Annotated in this window: 12 protein-coding genes; 5 read left to right on the forward strand and 7 right to left on the reverse strand. The window is 42.3% G+C overall.

Annotation, left to right across the window (positions count from 1 at the left end; translation table 11 throughout):
- The first annotated feature begins 2 nt into the window (after positions 1–2).
- A complete protein-coding gene (locus L1070_RS00490) occupies positions 3–1325 on the forward strand; it encodes a Na+/H+ antiporter NhaC family protein (RefSeq protein WP_237124049.1) in 1323 nt (440 codons plus the stop codon).
- A gap of 177 nt (positions 1326–1502) precedes the next feature.
- Entirely contained in the window at positions 1503–3713 is a 2211-nt protein-coding gene (locus L1070_RS00495) for a hypothetical protein (protein ID WP_237124050.1), read from the forward strand.
- A gap of 195 nt (positions 3714–3908) precedes the next feature.
- Here L1070_RS00495 and L1070_RS00500 read toward each other — a convergent pair whose 3' ends face one another.
- Genes L1070_RS00500 through L1070_RS00510 form a run of 3 tightly spaced genes read right to left on the reverse strand, consistent with a single transcriptional unit; the run spans position 3909 to position 6020 of the window.
- Positions 3909–4340 (reverse strand): acyl-CoA thioesterase, encoded by a 432-nt coding sequence (locus L1070_RS00500; RefSeq protein WP_070985449.1) that lies wholly within the window; start codon positions 4338–4340, stop codon positions 3909–3911.
- On the reverse strand, positions 4337–5161 hold the full coding sequence (locus L1070_RS00505) for a M23 family metallopeptidase (RefSeq protein ID WP_237124051.1): 825 nt from the start codon (positions 5159–5161) through the stop codon (positions 4337–4339). The genes L1070_RS00500 and L1070_RS00505 overlap by 4 nt, the downstream gene beginning before the upstream one ends.
- A complete protein-coding gene (locus tag L1070_RS00510) occupies positions 5154–6020 on the reverse strand; it encodes a 6-carboxytetrahydropterin synthase (RefSeq protein WP_237124052.1) in 867 nt (288 codons plus the stop codon). Before L1070_RS00510 ends, L1070_RS00505 begins: the two co-directional genes overlap by 8 nt.
- A 195-nt stretch (positions 6021–6215) precedes the next feature.
- Between L1070_RS00510 and fabA the strand changes: the two genes are divergently transcribed.
- Positions 6216–6731 carry a 3-hydroxyacyl-[acyl-carrier-protein] dehydratase FabA gene (gene fabA, locus L1070_RS00515; RefSeq protein ID WP_237124053.1) on the forward strand — a complete coding sequence of 172 codons (516 nt, stop codon included), beginning with the start codon at positions 6216–6218 and terminating at the stop codon, positions 6729–6731.
- Positions 6732–6804: 73 nt separating this feature from the next.
- Here the strand turns inward: fabA and rmf are convergent, their stop codons facing one another.
- From rmf to L1070_RS00530, 3 genes are all read right to left on the reverse strand, one after another.
- Positions 6805–6975: a ribosome modulation factor gene (rmf, locus tag L1070_RS00520; RefSeq protein ID WP_070985445.1), complete on the reverse strand. Its 171-nt coding sequence runs from the start codon at positions 6973–6975 to the stop codon at positions 6805–6807.
- A gap of 670 nt (positions 6976–7645) precedes the next feature.
- On the reverse strand, positions 7646–8935 hold the full coding sequence (locus L1070_RS00525; RefSeq protein ID WP_237124054.1) for a metallophosphoesterase: 1290 nt from the start codon (positions 8933–8935) through the stop codon (positions 7646–7648).
- Between the two features lie 41 nt (positions 8936–8976).
- Positions 8977–11730 carry a TonB-dependent receptor gene (locus L1070_RS00530; RefSeq protein ID WP_237124055.1) on the reverse strand — a complete coding sequence of 918 codons (2754 nt, stop codon included), beginning with the start codon at positions 11728–11730 and terminating at the stop codon, positions 8977–8979.
- Between the two features lie 325 nt (positions 11731–12055).
- On the opposite strand from L1070_RS00530, the gene L1070_RS00535 reads away from it, so the two are divergent.
- Both L1070_RS00535 and L1070_RS20385 read left to right on the forward strand, forming a co-directional pair.
- The gene (locus L1070_RS00535) at positions 12056–12967 is read left to right on the forward strand and encodes a diguanylate cyclase (protein WP_237124056.1); all 912 of its coding nucleotides are present in this window, start codon (positions 12056–12058) and stop codon (positions 12965–12967) included.
- Positions 12964–13998 (forward strand): helix-turn-helix domain-containing protein, encoded by a 1035-nt coding sequence (locus tag L1070_RS20385; protein ID WP_237124057.1) that lies wholly within the window; start codon positions 12964–12966, stop codon positions 13996–13998. Before L1070_RS00535 ends, L1070_RS20385 begins: the two co-directional genes overlap by 4 nt.
- On the opposite strand, the gene L1070_RS00545 is transcribed toward L1070_RS20385, so the two are convergent.
- Positions 13995–15008, reverse strand: coding sequence for a cupin-like domain-containing protein (locus tag L1070_RS00545; protein ID WP_237124058.1), 1014 nt, complete (start codon positions 15006–15008; stop codon positions 13995–13997). The genes L1070_RS20385 and L1070_RS00545 overlap by 4 nt on opposite strands.
- Positions 15009–15015 lie beyond the last annotated feature (7 nt).

A 15015-nucleotide genomic window follows, 5' to 3' on the forward strand; every position in this document is an offset into this window, starting at 1 on the left:
ATATGAATGCAGTAATTATAGGCGTTTTATTAATGCTCGTTTTGGCGCTGGTTCGCGTCAACGTCATAGTAGCTATGACCGTCAGTGCAATGGTGGCGGGTTTGAGCGCGGGGCTTGGCCTGAACGATACCATGAATGCCTTTAACAGCGGCCTCTCAGGCGGGGCTGAAATTGCGCTTAGTTATGCCATGTTAGGCGGGTTCGCGGTTGCCATTTCAAAATCAGGGTTGACTCATATTCTGGCGCAAAAGCTCCTAAGCTTGGTGGATAACTCAGACGAAGCTCATACCAAAGTACTTAGCTTTACCATTATGAGTATTATCTTGCTATGTGCTGTGGCATCACAAAACCTGATCCCCGTGCATATCGCGTTTATTCCCATTTTAATCCCCCCGCTTTTGACTATTTTAAACAAGCTCTCATTGGATAGACGTGCGATTGCCTGTATTTTGACATTTGGTCTAGCTACCTCGTATATGGTTCTTCCGTACGGTTTCGGAGGTATCTATTTATACTCTATTTTGCATAAAAACCTCGCAGATAACGGCTTAGAAATCGTTAATACGCATGTACCATTGGCGATGATAATCCCCGCAGTGGGCATGCTTGTAGGGTTAGCTATTGCCGTATTGGTGAGCTATCGCAAAGGTCGTGAATATAAACATAATGAAGCAAGCGAAGTGGCTGCAGCCCGGGAAATTGACAACCCTAAAAAGGTTATGATCATCGGCACAGTTGCAGTTATCAGCTCGCTACTTGCGCAAAATATCAGTGGTTCCATGATCTTAGGTGGCTTAGTTGGGGTTATGATGTTCAGTGTTTTCGGTATCGTTAGATGGGAACAAAGTTCTGACGTGTTCAGCCGTGGCGTTGCCATGATGGCCATGATTGGCTTTATCATGATTTCGGCGCAAGGGTTTGCGTCTGTGATGAAAGCAACGGGCGATGTTGCCAGCTTAGTCGCCGCTTGTGCTGACTTTATCGGTGACAACAAACCTTTGGCTGCGGCTATGATTTTATTGGTCGGTTTGCTCATTACCATGGGGATCGGTAGCTCATTTTCAACGGTTCCAATCATTGCCACCCTATTTGTACCTCTGTGTATGGAAGTGGGTTTTTCGATGATGGCCACCGCCGCGCTTGTTGGTACAGCCGGCGCACTCGGTGATGCTGGCTCCCCAGCTTCTGACTCAACACTTGGGCCAACGTCTGGATTAAACACGGATGGTCAACATGACCATATTTGGGACTCCGTGGTGCCTACCTTTATTCACTTTAATATTCCGCTACTTATCTTTGGTTGGATAGCGGCAATGGTACTGTAAGCTACCCAATATAAACGTAACACTCACTAGGCTTATCAGCTAATTGGTAAGCCTTTTTTGTTTAACCACTATGAATATATTCTTAAATCTTGTCATCATCTGTTTAAAATTTAGGCTCAAGTGGGTATCATCCCTGCTCCATTAACTTCGATTTAACTAATTTGCAAGGAAATGCTAATGAAGAAAATCATCTTATCGTTATTGTGTATCGCACCCGCTGCATATGCTATAACCGACGATCCAAAGTCCGATATCTTTAATGTTTATAAATACTTAAGAGATTCTCAAGGAAACTGCGTAACGCAGGAACCGCTTTCTAAAAACCGCTGTGAATCGAAAACCACCGCTGTGACAAAAAATACAGAAGCGTTTGGTTACCTAGGCCATGTGTGGGGAACAAAAGCACGTTATGGTTATAATTCACGAGTCAACGCTGATTTTGGTGGCAGCCAAGATTTGGACATGGATGGGGTCAATGATTCAATTACCAAATACAGTGGTCCAGTGTCGACTTACACGGCAAAGCATTATCCCGTAGCGGTAAAGTCTGGCAACTACACATATTTTGTCTATTCAGGACCATTTACAACAGATATTAACGGAGGTCGCCCAAGCGAATCAGAAATCGCAATGGCGACTGTACATACCCCCTATTCAATGGGAGATATTAACGGCAGTGTAAATTCAGCGGCAGGTTTCGGTAAAGGAGACTCCCCTTTCGGTCACGCGTATTATTCAAGCACTGGTACCTATACATTAAATAAAGCGCGTTGTTATTTTCCGACAACAAACTACCTAGGTAGCTTTTATGACCCGAATACACCAGAGAATTATTACGAGAGGGAGTATAGAAATCACCTTTCTAATTTGTTTGACCCAGATGGCGACATACAATGTAACCGCTCTAACGCACTAGGCATTTATGTTGGTAAGTACAACCATGTAACTAAGAAAGTATCACGACCTGTGCTTGTTCATGCTAAATATACCGATGATCCTCATGATAACGCCGTGATTAACGTTGATGAAGATAACAATATCCTAATCGTCGTAGCGGCAAGAGGCCCTCGCAGAGGTGCCATAATGTATCGCACCCAAATTGCCGGAGACATAAAATCATTTGCAGATGTAACACCTAATAACTTTGATTACGCAAGTGTGCTAAACCAGACGGCAGGTAAAACACTATTTGAAACAAATAGTAAACAGTACAGAGGCATGGCCTACCCTAAGCTGTTTGCATTGCCTAATAGTGGCAACAAATATCGCATTATTTACAACGTATATTGCAAAGGGCGGTATGGCGATCAGGCAACTGTGATAAATCACATTTCTTGCAACCGCCCAACGGGAGGCTATCAAGCCCGACAACTCCATACCGCGGTTTTAAAGTACGACGCAGTTAGTAGAAAAATGGTAGTGTCCAATCATCAAACAATTGCTGCATATGGTGGGCATTACGCCATTGCTAAAGCCAAAGGCAATGTTATTTCACTGGCATTTAACTTACATAAAAACGCGCATGGAGATGACCGTATAAATCTTTATCATATTTTTTCTGAAGATGGCGGCTACAACTGGAAGTACATTGACAGATTTGGCAATAGAAAAGCGCTAGCATTACCGCTTACTACTATTAGCGACTTTACAAAAGCTGAAGTATTTAAAGATCATGATATTGATTATAGTAACTCCGAAACAGTGATAACTCGTACATATATGAAAGATATAGACGTGTACGTTGAAGGTAACAGTTTGAAAAAAGTCTACATCTTGACGGTTAAATCATGTGACTCAAGCACGCTAACAGCGTGTACCAATGGTCAAGGTTACTTACCAACAACGCAGCCAATTCATAGCATGCATAGAAGCTTTTTCAACGGCGTATCGTGGAGCACAACAAAGCTTACAGACAATGTTGACCACAACTACTCAACAGGGATGGTTTCTCGCTCATTAGATGGCAAGCGCTACGATGTGTTTTATCCAAGAACCATCGACTCGAGAAACAATGCGCTGGCTGGCGGCTATGTATCTCGCGTAAGCGAATATATTACTGCCACATCTTCATCTAAATCATTCTTGGAAGTAAATATTGCCTCGCGTTCCCCTTATAAAAAAGACTACTACAAGAACCTGTGTGAGTTTAACTATATGAGAAGTGTGTTACACGGCAGCGACGATATTATCGGAATTTTTTCTGGTGCTAACCCTTATCGCTTTGAACCATCAACGGTAAATAACAATATGGCTGCTTCCCCGTTATTCTTTTTATCAAGAAGCGGTGAAATAAAACGACTGCCTACCTATATTCCAAGCAGCGCTCTTGAAGCAAACTTGGAACTTGTGGATGGCGATCACTATATCTCCTGTAAAGTTGACTTGTAATGTATCAGGATACTAAGGGGCTATATGCCCTTTAGTATCTATAAATCCCCACCTCACTGGTTAACTTTAGTTTCAAAGCAACACAGCTATTGATGAGGTTAGATGAATAGAAATTTATAGTATGATGTGTTCTTTTGGGATTAATAGATAGGGCGATAAATAATCGCCCGTGTTTATGTTTATCTATCGCTTCAATTATTTAAAGCCAGCTAGCATTTTCTCACAAACAACTGGTGTTGGTCTGTGGTTGTCATCTACAGCTACAAAGGTGAAACTGCCAGATATAGCTAGGTGCTTATCATCTTTATGCATGCGTTCAAGATAGATTTCTACCTCTACCTTTAAACTGGTGTTACCTACGTGCACTACGCGAGACACAAGCTCCGCAAATGTTCCTGCAGGGATAGCTTCTTTGAAGTCTACTCTATCTGATGAAATGGTAACTAAAGGCTTGCGGCAAAATCGCGTCGCTGCGATAAAAGCCACTTCATCCATCCAGGCTAATGCATCGCCACCGAATAAGGTGTTGTGATGATTTGTTCTACCCGGAAAAACCGTTTTTGTTACCGAAGTTACTGAATCTTGAATGCGTTTTGCAATAATTGCATCTTTGTCTATCTGTGTCATTTACTACTTTTGCTCGCCAATGTGTCTTGCATTAATAACTGTGGATCGAGTCGCTCATTAAACCAATTAAAACGCCAATCCAAATGTGGGCCGGTTACCCTGCCCGTTGCACCAATATCAGCAAAGTGGTCGCCAGTATCTAACTTGTCTCCCACTTTGACATGAAGTTTGCTTAAATGAATATATGTAGAGCTGATACCATAGCCATGGTCAACAATCACTGTACCACCGCTGTAATACAAATCAGGGTCAGCAAACGTAACCACACCAGGCAATGGGGCAAGCACTGGCGTACCAGTTTTATTTGCTATATCAAGCCCGTAATGTGGGTTGCGAGGCTTACCGTTAAAGTACCTTTGACTACCATATACCCCCGAAATCCTACCGGGAGCGGGTCTAAATACGGGGTCTTTAAAATATTCAAGTGTAGACTCGGTAGCTCTGGCCTCACGAACCGCTTTGGCTTCTTCACGAATACGTTTTAGTACCGAATTAGGCGGAGACACATATTTTTTCTCAACGCCCGTTATGCGGTCAATTTTGAATTCACGCTCGGTTATCACAAGTTCTTTTGTATGTTGCGCGTTGTTGTTATCAACCCAGCTTAGCGTATGTGTGGCTTGGGCATCGCGTCCAAACCCAAATACAAACTCACCTTCGCCCGTTAGTTTTAATGGTTTATCGTTGAAGGTTACCTGTTTGGCATCGGCTATCTTACCCACAACCATACCACCTTGGGTCAGGCTGCCTTTTAGTTCAAGTGCGCTGACATTAAGCGCAGTCAAAAACGATAAGGCAATCACTATCCCTTTTTTAAGCATATGCAATCGCTCCTTTACCCACACCTTCGTAGGCTTTTACCATAATTTCTCTGTTTGCAGACTCTAATTTGATTTGTTGGGCCAGATATTCAGCGATACATTCAACGGTTGTGTCACAAGGTAAAATATCGCAACGCTTGGCGCTGATAGCCAACTCAAAATAGCCTTGTGTGGCATCATAAGCAAAGCACACATCGCCTTCATGAGCTTGAACGTTACGAAGCTGCTGAGGCGTAACGATGTCTTCTTCGGTGCCTAAATAGATATCTTGCCATTTACTGGCCCATTGTTTTTGTAATCGAGGATGTTTCATCCCATCTACAAATACACCAATTTGTGAGCGGTGGCCATGAATAATACGCTGACAGTTACCATCGTGCTTCTTCAAGCCGTGGCTGTAATGATAATAGAAGCTCTCAGCTTGCTCGGGGCGTAATTCGATGCCAATGTCTTTAACATTTTCAGGCATTTGCGCCATGATCACAGATTTCAGGAACTCTATAACTGACTGTTCATCGACTTTATCGCCTTCAAGCAAACAAACCGCTTGCTCTGGCGCGCTCATCGCCAAGTGATGACTTTGGTCGCCTTGACCAAACTGATAGTCCAGCTCTACTCGACCGTCTTTCATATCAACGGTTCCGTTGAGTCCTTTTGCAATTGCAAGCTTGTGATCTATGGTGTCGTCAATGATGCGTTTGATCTGTTTTTTAACCAACGCGAAATCTAAAACCATGGATTCATCATTTAGTTGACCGTGCAAAGTCAAATCAACTATCCAGCTTTCACCCACTGCGCCACGCTGATTACAAAGGTAAGAAAAATCAATCACTGTCAGTGAATCTACAAAAAGGATCATAAACTTCCGATAATCTAGTCAAATACTGGTCGTTATTATAAAGTTTTTTACGACAAATATCGCGTCAAACTGTAAGAGAATTGCACTTTAATGAGAATTATTCTTACGTAAGACACAAATTTAACTGTTCAGAGTTGTTTAGCGTACAACTGTACGCTAAAGTAACTCGGAAATTTTCAGCAAAGATTGTGAACTATGGAACCAAAAAATAGCTATACAAAAGAAGAATTAATCCTATGTGGTCGCGGTGAAATGTTTGGCGAAGGCAACTGCCGTTTACCGAGTGACAACATGTTAATGATGGATCGCATTGTCGAGATCAATGATGATGGCGGTGAGTTTGGAAAAGGTCACATTATTGCTGAGCTTGATATAAATCCTGAACTTTGGTTTTTTGATTGCCACTTTAAAGGCGATCCGGTTATGCCTGGTTGTTTAGGCCTTGACGCAATGTGGCAGCTTGTGGGCTTTTTCTTGGGCTGGTCAGGTGGCCCAGGTCTTGGCCGTGCACTTGGTGTAGGTGAAGTTAAATTTACTGGCCAAATTCTGCCTGCATCAAAAAAGGTCACTTACCGAATCGATATGAAGCGCGTAATTAAGCGTAAATTGTTCATGGGTATGGCCGATGGTACAGTTGAAGTTGACGGTCGCGTAATATACGAAGCAAAAGACTTAAAAGTAGGCCTTTTCCAAGATACCAGTGCATTCTAAAAAATTATATAACTGGTTAACACAACAAAGCCCCTAATTAGGGGCTTTGTTGTATGTAATCTGGTTGTTTGATTTAGGTTTTGAAGGTATTACGATTTTCAATCGCTTCGCGCCATCCACCCAGCCACTCTGATCTGGGCTCTACTTGTTGATATGGACATAAATCTTTTGATCTGCCGGCTAATCCAGCTTTAAATCCTTGTGAATGTGCTCTTTCTAAGCGATCTCTTTTCTGTCTCTTCATAGGTAAAATCCTCACCTTTTCTTTTCAATGATGCGGCACCAAAATAGTCACCGACATTTAATAATTAGTTAATAAAACCGTCGTTATCAACTCGCAGCTTATTTAAATTTTGCTGTTTTAAGTGCATTTCATATCACCTCGTTGATAACACAGAAATTGTTTTTTAACTGATGTGTATTATGCGCACATCACGCGCTATTGAATTATTGAGAACAACCAACTTATCGCCTCACTTGCTACGCCAAACGCGCAACCAAGTCACAGACTAACAAGTTAGTACAGAGCAGGAATGGCCAAACCTTGATCTTCAATAAATCATATTCGCACTTAGCTTGCAATGATTAATATCAAGCTTTTTTAAGGACGCTGTTAACACTTGAATTAACAGTAAAGGACCACTCAGAAATGGTGGATATATTATCCAATATTTTAATAGATATTGGATTACATATCACTTTTAGAATTTAAAAAAACATTCATAATTTTGAAATATAAAATATTGTTGATTTTCAATGAGCAATATATTGCACACATTGGAGTTAGGCTTTTAATACTTGAAAAGAGGTGTTTCGGTTCATATATAGGCGCACTATCTTGAGCGTTTAGGCATGTTTTTTATTTTCTTGCTTGCAACAAAGTAAATACACACCTAAACCTGCGCCTCTACAACCTAGTTGCTGCGATGCACAAAGTTAAAGCTGTTCTCATATATTAATTGTGCACTGCCATCACTTGGTGTGCTATAAAAATTTACCGTTAGTGTATCACTTTGGTTGTTTAGCTCTATGTGTGCAAAACCCCAAGTAAAGCTCTTTGACCAAACTAAATCATATTCTGGGTACTGAGCCTCTTGGTACATAGCAAATGGTGTATGTGTACCGCGCATTTTTGAGGCTGCGCCACTGATAATAAGGGGCAGTTTTGCTTTGGAGTGACCTTTTGGCAATACCCTTGAGCAATCATCGCTCAATAGCTCCAGATCATGCTCATGACCTGCAATGTAAGCATCAGCGTATTCGCACAGCTCTGGCAAAATTAAACGCCTTAACACATGACCTTCATCATACTTTGTACCGCCTATAGACCACAAAACATGATGACCATACACAATTTTCCACTTCGCTGTTGATTGTTTCAGACCGTTGGCAAGCCAGATCAATTGTTTATGATCCTCACCATTTAAAGGAATTTCGTGTTGTTCTATATCTTCAAGTTGTGCTTGCCCCTTAGCTAATGCGGTTGCTAAGCCTTGCTCTTGCCCTTTTTCATTTAACGGGATCTCGTAGTAGTGTTGACCTGATAGCAGCATATTTGTGTCTATGACAAAAAACTCCACATCACTGCCAGGCTCACCTTTTTTAAAGCTGTAATATCCTCGCTTATCCATATGAAAGTTTGGCTGCTTTGCCATCCAGCCGCTCTGTCGTGCAACCCCCTTTCTAGAGGTTTTCCAGTCATGGTTGCCAAGCGCCGAATAGACCACCAGCGACTCATCTAAGTCAAACAATGGCTTTAATGGAGCAAGGATCAGATCCTCCATGCGTTTTTGATCATCCTTACCATCATTCGCACCTGCGCCGTCTGGGTAGATGTTATCTCCCAACTGAATGGCAAAGTCACACGTTTTTTGCTGGCATAGTTTAGCCATGGCTTGACCAACCGGTACGGCTCCACTTTGTTCAACAGCAATATTCGAATTGGCATAAACATACAAAGGCGCATGATTAAACTCTGACAAAGGTCGATGCTCTGCGAGCCAATCTCGTTTCTCCGCTGCTATAAACTGTTGCTTGTTCTTTGGCTGTTTAATATGCTTCGTTTTTGGGTAATCTACACTGTAACCACCATCGCCAAACGCTAGAAAACTAATCATATTTTGTTCACTAGCCGCTGCTGTGGCATTAATAGCGCAAGTGTAAAGCGCGCTCGATAATAGAAAATATTTTAGATGCTTTTTCATGATGTTTTGCAGCCAATATGCTTGGCTGCCCTATAAGTTTGTTATAAAGAATTAAAACTCACGCCTAGTTCAAATGATCGGCCATATGTTTCATATTGATAGTTGTAGTCACGTGAACCGTGATACAGGTAATAAGGTTCATCAGTTAGGTTTGTAGCATTAAAATAGACTTGTGTTTGTTCTGAGAGCTTATATTTTGCGCTGAAATCTAGCTGTAGGTGGGCGTCTTGGTAGACTCGCTCATCTCCCTCATTAAACACAAAACTCTTACTTTTGTAGCTAGCACTGAGTCTTGCACTATAAGTGTTAGCGTCATAGCCAACCATCATATTGGCAACCGTATCAGACTGGCTTGGCAACTTTCCATCCGCATCAATAAACGTCCCGTTGGCACTGAGCACAATGCCATTGCTATAGTTTCCGATGTACGCCAACTCAACGCCTGTCATCTGGGCTGAGCCGCCATTAACAACTTGTACGACTTCCTCATACCCTGGCCAATTTCCGTTGTTTTGAACTTGCTCAGAAGTATTAAAATTGCTGATGTCTTTATAGAATACACCCGCAGATATTACCCCTATCCCACTGGGGTAGTATTCAACCGACAAGTCGATATTATCTGATTCATAAGGGTCTAAATATGGGTTGCCAACTTCCGCTTTACGTTCGAACTGCACATTACCATCAGATTCACTGCGTTCTGTTTCAATCAACTGGTATGCAGCTGAATCGGAAAATTTTGGTCTGGCAAGCGTATTAGTATAGGCAAACCGAGTCACGAGTTGGTCTTGCAGCTCGTATCGTACTGTAAGGTTAGGCATTAAGTGATCATACTGTTTTTGCACAGACCAAACGTTGATATCAACACGCTCAGTGTCACTTATCTTATCTTCAACAAGTTCCACCTTATTGCCTGTGGTGTCAAAATCTGTTGATTCGTAGCGTAGTCCGCTCAAGATCTGCCAACGGTCAATATCTATTGTAAACATGAAATATGCCGCGCTTATTGCTTCGTTCGATTGATAAGTTCCCGTTAGGCTGTTTACGTCGGTTTCTAGTACGTTAATGTCAAAGTGCTGTTTGTTGTTGGCTACATAATCTCTTAGAGCGTCACGACTCAAACCTGGCCCAAAGTCTCCTAATGAATATTGAGACGGGTGCTGCTCAAAAACAGAAGCTGATATATCGTCAAAACCACCGTCATAGATAAGCGCCGCTAACTGATTATATTTCTCACGCTTAGAATACTTTGCACCAAACTTAATCTGAGTGTTGTAATTGGCCACAACCAAATCCTTACTCACATCGAATTTAAAACTTGTGGCCTTATCTTCACTAAAGTTGTTTTCTGTTACCACTTCATCAAGTTCAAAACCTTCCAGCTGATGCGAGGAGATGCTTCGAGTCAGGATTGGGGTTTGGCCTAAACTTGCGTAACCCAAAAACATATCTTCCCCAGCAAAGCTTACGTCCAGCCTATTCGGTTCATCTTCGCTAGATTTTGAGTGGCCGAAGCTCGCTTCAACAAACCATTCATCTAACTGTTGCTCGGTACCTAAAACAAAAGACGTGATCTTCTGGGTTTCGTATCTGTCTTTGGTATCTCTATCCATTTCGGCTTGACCGAATAGCGCAGATGAATGCGTTAGTGAACCTGAAACTAGTTCGCCTTTATCAAACTTATATTCATTCCTTTGCCGATATTCATCGTCCGAAAACTCACTAAACAAACTTCGAAGATAATAAGAGTTTGCATTTTTGTCTCGTAAATCTAGATTCAGGGCAGCTCCGGTACGTTCTCTGGTAATTTTATAATGCCTTTGCTCGATTTCTTCTGCTGAATAAACGCCTTCTTTTACTTGCTGCCAGCCAGCATCAGTTTCCATGTTATAAGAACCAAACTTTCGCTCAGACCAAGAAAATGCCGTTGCCAGACCAAGCTCTAAAGCGCTGTCGATTTTAAAGGTGTCGCTAAAACTTCCTGAGAGTTTTGGGCTGTACTTTTCAACTTGGCTATTATAGGTAGTTTGTATATTCGCACTGTAGCTTTGTCCCGCTCTATCAAACGCACTTAAACTTTTTACTTCTATACTGCCTCCAATCGCTGAGGCGTCCATATCAGGTGTTACCGTCTTACTGACTTCCAAACTTTGAATAAGCTCACTTGGGATCACATCCATCGCCACACTACGTACTCCAGCCTCAGGAGAAGGTACATTTGCACCGTTAATCGTGACATTATTCAGGTTCGGGTCGATGCCTCTGATACCGACAAAGCGCCCTTCCCCTTGGTCTCGTTGGATGTACAAACCTGGCAGTCGCTGTAGTGCTTGTGCGGCGTTTTGGTCGGGTAATTGCCCAATTGCATCGCTACTTGCGATTGAAGTAATGCCTAGGGCATTTTTTTGCCTGTTGAGTGCGCCTGCCTGTCCCGCTCTGTGGCCAACAACGATAACATCCTCTAACACTTGCAGCTGTGAACTCAGCGCCACCTCCAAGGTAGTAATATTTCCTTGTGAAACACGCACGGTTTGTGCAAATGTTTGCGCGCCCAAATAGTCAACCACCAAGGTATAATCACCTTGAGGAAGGTTAGTTAGCTTAAAGACTCCATCGCGATTACTTACAGTGCTGCGTTTTAATTCTTTGATGGTTATTTTCGCCCCTTGAAAATACACATCATGTGCTTCGCTTGTGACTCTACCTTGGATGGTATTGGCGCACACATTCGATATAAATAATGCGCTTGCCATTGCCAAAGCGACTTTGGATTTTGAAAAGTTTGACGGTTTCATTGTAACTCTCTAATTGCACAGGTAATGAATACAGGCACGCTGCCTGTACCTAACGGCTGGCACCTTAGAGAACCTACATGAAAGTATTATTTCAGCTCACCTAACACACACAGATATGAGACTTTTTTAATCACAATTTTGGTCATTTTGAGCCATATTGACCCCCGTATTACGGCTTCGACCTGATGTTTTATTCATAAAACCTAATGATTATCCGCATGTTGTCATAAATATGCACACTCTGGTGAGCTATTCTAACCCTGTCGCCGAGAAGGCGTTTTAGTAATACTGTGGCTTTGTGTAGCCCAAACTATTGTTGAACTATATGCAAACGAATTTTCTCAGACTCCATACTTATCTAGTCGCCTTTTTAGTCATCGCGCTACTGGTGACATTTTCATGTGTTATCACCTTTGGCACCGTAAAAGCCGGTTCACAAATCGACTGGTTAGACTGTTTTGCTGAAGGTGGCATTGCGATGGTCACGCTAACTTGGTTGCTCACCACTTTACTTGCACGACCAAAAGGTAAAGTGACCAATTTACTGTTTTTTGGTCTGACCGCCATGCTCATTTCTATGCTATTGGACTTCTTAGATGAATTTTTCCGCTTCAACGGAGATAACGGTTGGGTAAGCCACTTGGAGGCATTTCCTGCATTTATGGGAATGATTCTGATGAGTTTTGCTATGTATCACTGGTACAAGGAACAGCAAATACTCAACAATATGCTTTCAAAAAAGGAGCGCTTTTACCGTGAACATGGATTAACTGATTTTATCAGTGGTTTGTATCGTGCAGAGTATATGAAACAACACATTGATAATGAACTGCTCAGTTTAAAGCTCCATCAGCGCGCGTTAAGTGTTGCACTCATTGATATCAAAGACTTCTCTCAATTCAATGGTCGTCATGGTACTGCTCGCGGAAACTGCTTGCTAGCGGATATTGGACAAATCATTTTACTCAATTTACGTGATACTGACTTGGCTTGCCGCTATGCAGGGGATCGCTTTATCGTGTTAATGCCAAATACCAATCTAAATGCTGCTCAAGAGATTATAAAGCAGGTTGCCAAAATGGTGGCCCAACATAAACAATATACGTCTGAAAATAATTATTCGACGTTTAGCCAAGTGCACTGGCGATGTGTTGAAGCTTACAATGGTGAATCGAATGCGACACTACTCAAACGCCTCAATGACGAATTGAATGTGCAAAAGGCGCTGATGGCGTGAATCGATATTTTGAAGCTCATGAGCGCGTTTTCAAAGCGCATACATTGATTTTGCCTCTGGTTGAGATGGCGATGCAAAGAGGTGTGAGTGCCGATCTATTATTAAAAGGCAGTAAACTGTTTTTCGAGGATTTTAAAACACACTCACAATTGATAAGTTGCGCACAGCTAGACGTCGTGTTCAGTAATGCGAGTAAGTTGTTAGCCAAAGATGGCGTGAGTTTTTTGCTTGGAGAGCGATTGTCGCACACCGCATCAGGGAATGGGTTCCAAGCTCTATTACATGCAAAAAGTTTACATCATATGTATAGAATTAGTCAGTTGCGTCAATTCGAGCTTTTTCCTTATCTGTATACGAAAAGCCTTCGTACTCATACACACACTCACTTTATCTTAAATTTTGCAGTGTATAAACCAAGTGCACAGGTAACAACATTCTTTTATGAACTGTTTGCAAGTTTGATTGAACGGGTGCTAAAACAACGATTAGGCATGTTAGCAACACAACGACTAGATGCTTTTGACTACTGTATTCAGTTCCCTTTTCCAGAGCCACGCTATATCGAACAATTTCACAGCAACCTTTGCGGCAGCTATAGCTTTTCTCATCAGAGCTTTGTGATAGCAATCAGTAATAAGCTTTTAAATCAGCCGCTCGCTGATGCCATGCCGACACTCGCCAGGTATTATTTGTGTCAAAACGACCATAGCAAGCATCGCGTCGGATTTCTTCAGTTTGTAACGAGCCTAATCGATCAGTTTCCAAAAGCAACAAGTGACCAAGTTGCACACAAAATGGGTTACAGCTGTGCTACGTTTAAGCGTAAACTTAAGCAGCATCAAACCAGTTTCAAAGAGCTAAAAGATGAGTTACAAAAACAGCAATCACTGTTTAACATCACCGAACGGGGTTACTCAAACGAGCAAGCCGCCGCTGCACTATCATTTAACGATACCACCAATTTTAGACGTGCATTTAAACGCTGGACGGGTAAAACACCGAGCGAATACCGACACATTTTGAGCCGCTAATTACCGTTGAGCTGCTGCAAAAGCTGCCAACGTATTTTCCTCGCCAAGGCTTCATCAACCTCTCCCAGAGCGCCCAAGGCTTCTGGTTTAATATGTGAGTGACTGTTATCTGTGAATACATAGTGGTCAAAAATTGATTTCCACGCTTGCTTTTGCGCATCTGGCAAATGTCCAATCGATAAAATTGCATGGATTAATGCATCTGTCGGCAGACCCAGATAGCTTGGCGTTTCTCGCCACCAATAGTTGATTAATGCATTAATGGAGGATGTACTTCTAACATGGTGCCACCACATGCTAGGTATATAAATCGCATCTCCAGGCTCCAGCTCTGCGAAAAAACTGTGCTCCAATGCCTTTTCAAACTTTGGAAACTGCACTTTATCAGGGGCATTAAAATCAACCATGCTGACAATTTGACCCGCAGGGGTAAAATCAATCGGTCCTGGGTATAACGCATCGATAAGATTTGGTTCAAATAAGGTGAAGCGCCTCGTGCCTGCTACCACACAAGCGATATTTTGTGGAATATCATAATGGGCTGCCACTTCACTGCGGTTTCCTAGCCACAAGCTTACCAACGGAGAAGCATCGAGCATAGGAAGCGAATTCTCTTGCTGGAAGTTTGGCAAGCAATATCCAAGCGTGGTAGAACCCATGTAAATACTAGACTGGGCACTTGCTTGCGGCTCTTCAAGTTGTGCAAGGATATCGCTCAGTTGAGTTTTGATCTGGCTAAAGTTTTTTTGCGTGTGAGACTTATCATAGAAAAACCGCCCCTCGTATTTTGCATCGCAAGTATACGCATATACACTTGCGTTAACATCAAAGCGCCTAAGGTATTCACAAAAATCGCTATCAGAGCGACAAGCAGCGTCAACTACCGGCCAGTGCGATACAACATTCTTAAACACCATAGGTTGTGGGTTATCAGCGTGTGATTCAATGTGCACACGCTTAACCATTTCTTCGCTTGTTAGGTGGTTATATTGTTCGATTTGTGTGGCCAAGTTGCAA

Origin of the sequence: Pseudoalteromonas sp. MMG022, from assembly GCF_021654245.1 — a bacterium.
In the GTDB taxonomy this organism is placed as follows: Bacteria; Pseudomonadota; Gammaproteobacteria; order Enterobacterales; family Alteromonadaceae; genus Pseudoalteromonas; species Pseudoalteromonas amylolytica.

Excerpts from the sequence above, each read along its gene's own strand:
- L1070_RS00535 (WP_237124056.1), top strand. The coding sequence starts at position 12,056 with ATGCAAACGAATTTTCTCAGACTCCATACTTATCTAGTCGCCTTTTTA.
- rmf (WP_070985445.1), bottom strand. The coding sequence starts at position 6,975 with ATGAAGAGACAGAAAAGAGATCGCTTAGAAAGAGCACATTCACAAGGA.
- fabA (WP_237124053.1), top strand. The coding sequence starts at position 6,216 with ATGGAACCAAAAAATAGCTATACAAAAGAAGAATTAATCCTATGTGGT.
- L1070_RS00490 (WP_237124049.1), top strand. The coding sequence starts at position 3 with ATGAATGCAGTAATTATAGGCGTTTTATTAATGCTCGTTTTGGCGCTG.
- L1070_RS00500 (WP_070985449.1), bottom strand. The coding sequence starts at position 4,340 with ATGACACAGATAGACAAAGATGCAATTATTGCAAAACGCATTCAAGAT.
- L1070_RS00525 (WP_237124054.1), bottom strand. The coding sequence starts at position 8,935 with ATGAAAAAGCATCTAAAATATTTTCTATTATCGAGCGCGCTTTACACT.
- L1070_RS00530 (WP_237124055.1), bottom strand. The coding sequence starts at position 11,730 with ATGAAACCGTCAAACTTTTCAAAATCCAAAGTCGCTTTGGCAATGGCA.
- L1070_RS00495 (WP_237124050.1), top strand. The coding sequence starts at position 1,503 with ATGAAGAAAATCATCTTATCGTTATTGTGTATCGCACCCGCTGCATAT.
- L1070_RS00510 (WP_237124052.1), bottom strand. The coding sequence starts at position 6,020 with ATGATCCTTTTTGTAGATTCACTGACAGTGATTGATTTTTCTTACCTT.
- L1070_RS00505 (WP_237124051.1), bottom strand. The coding sequence starts at position 5,161 with ATGCTTAAAAAAGGGATAGTGATTGCCTTATCGTTTTTGACTGCGCTT.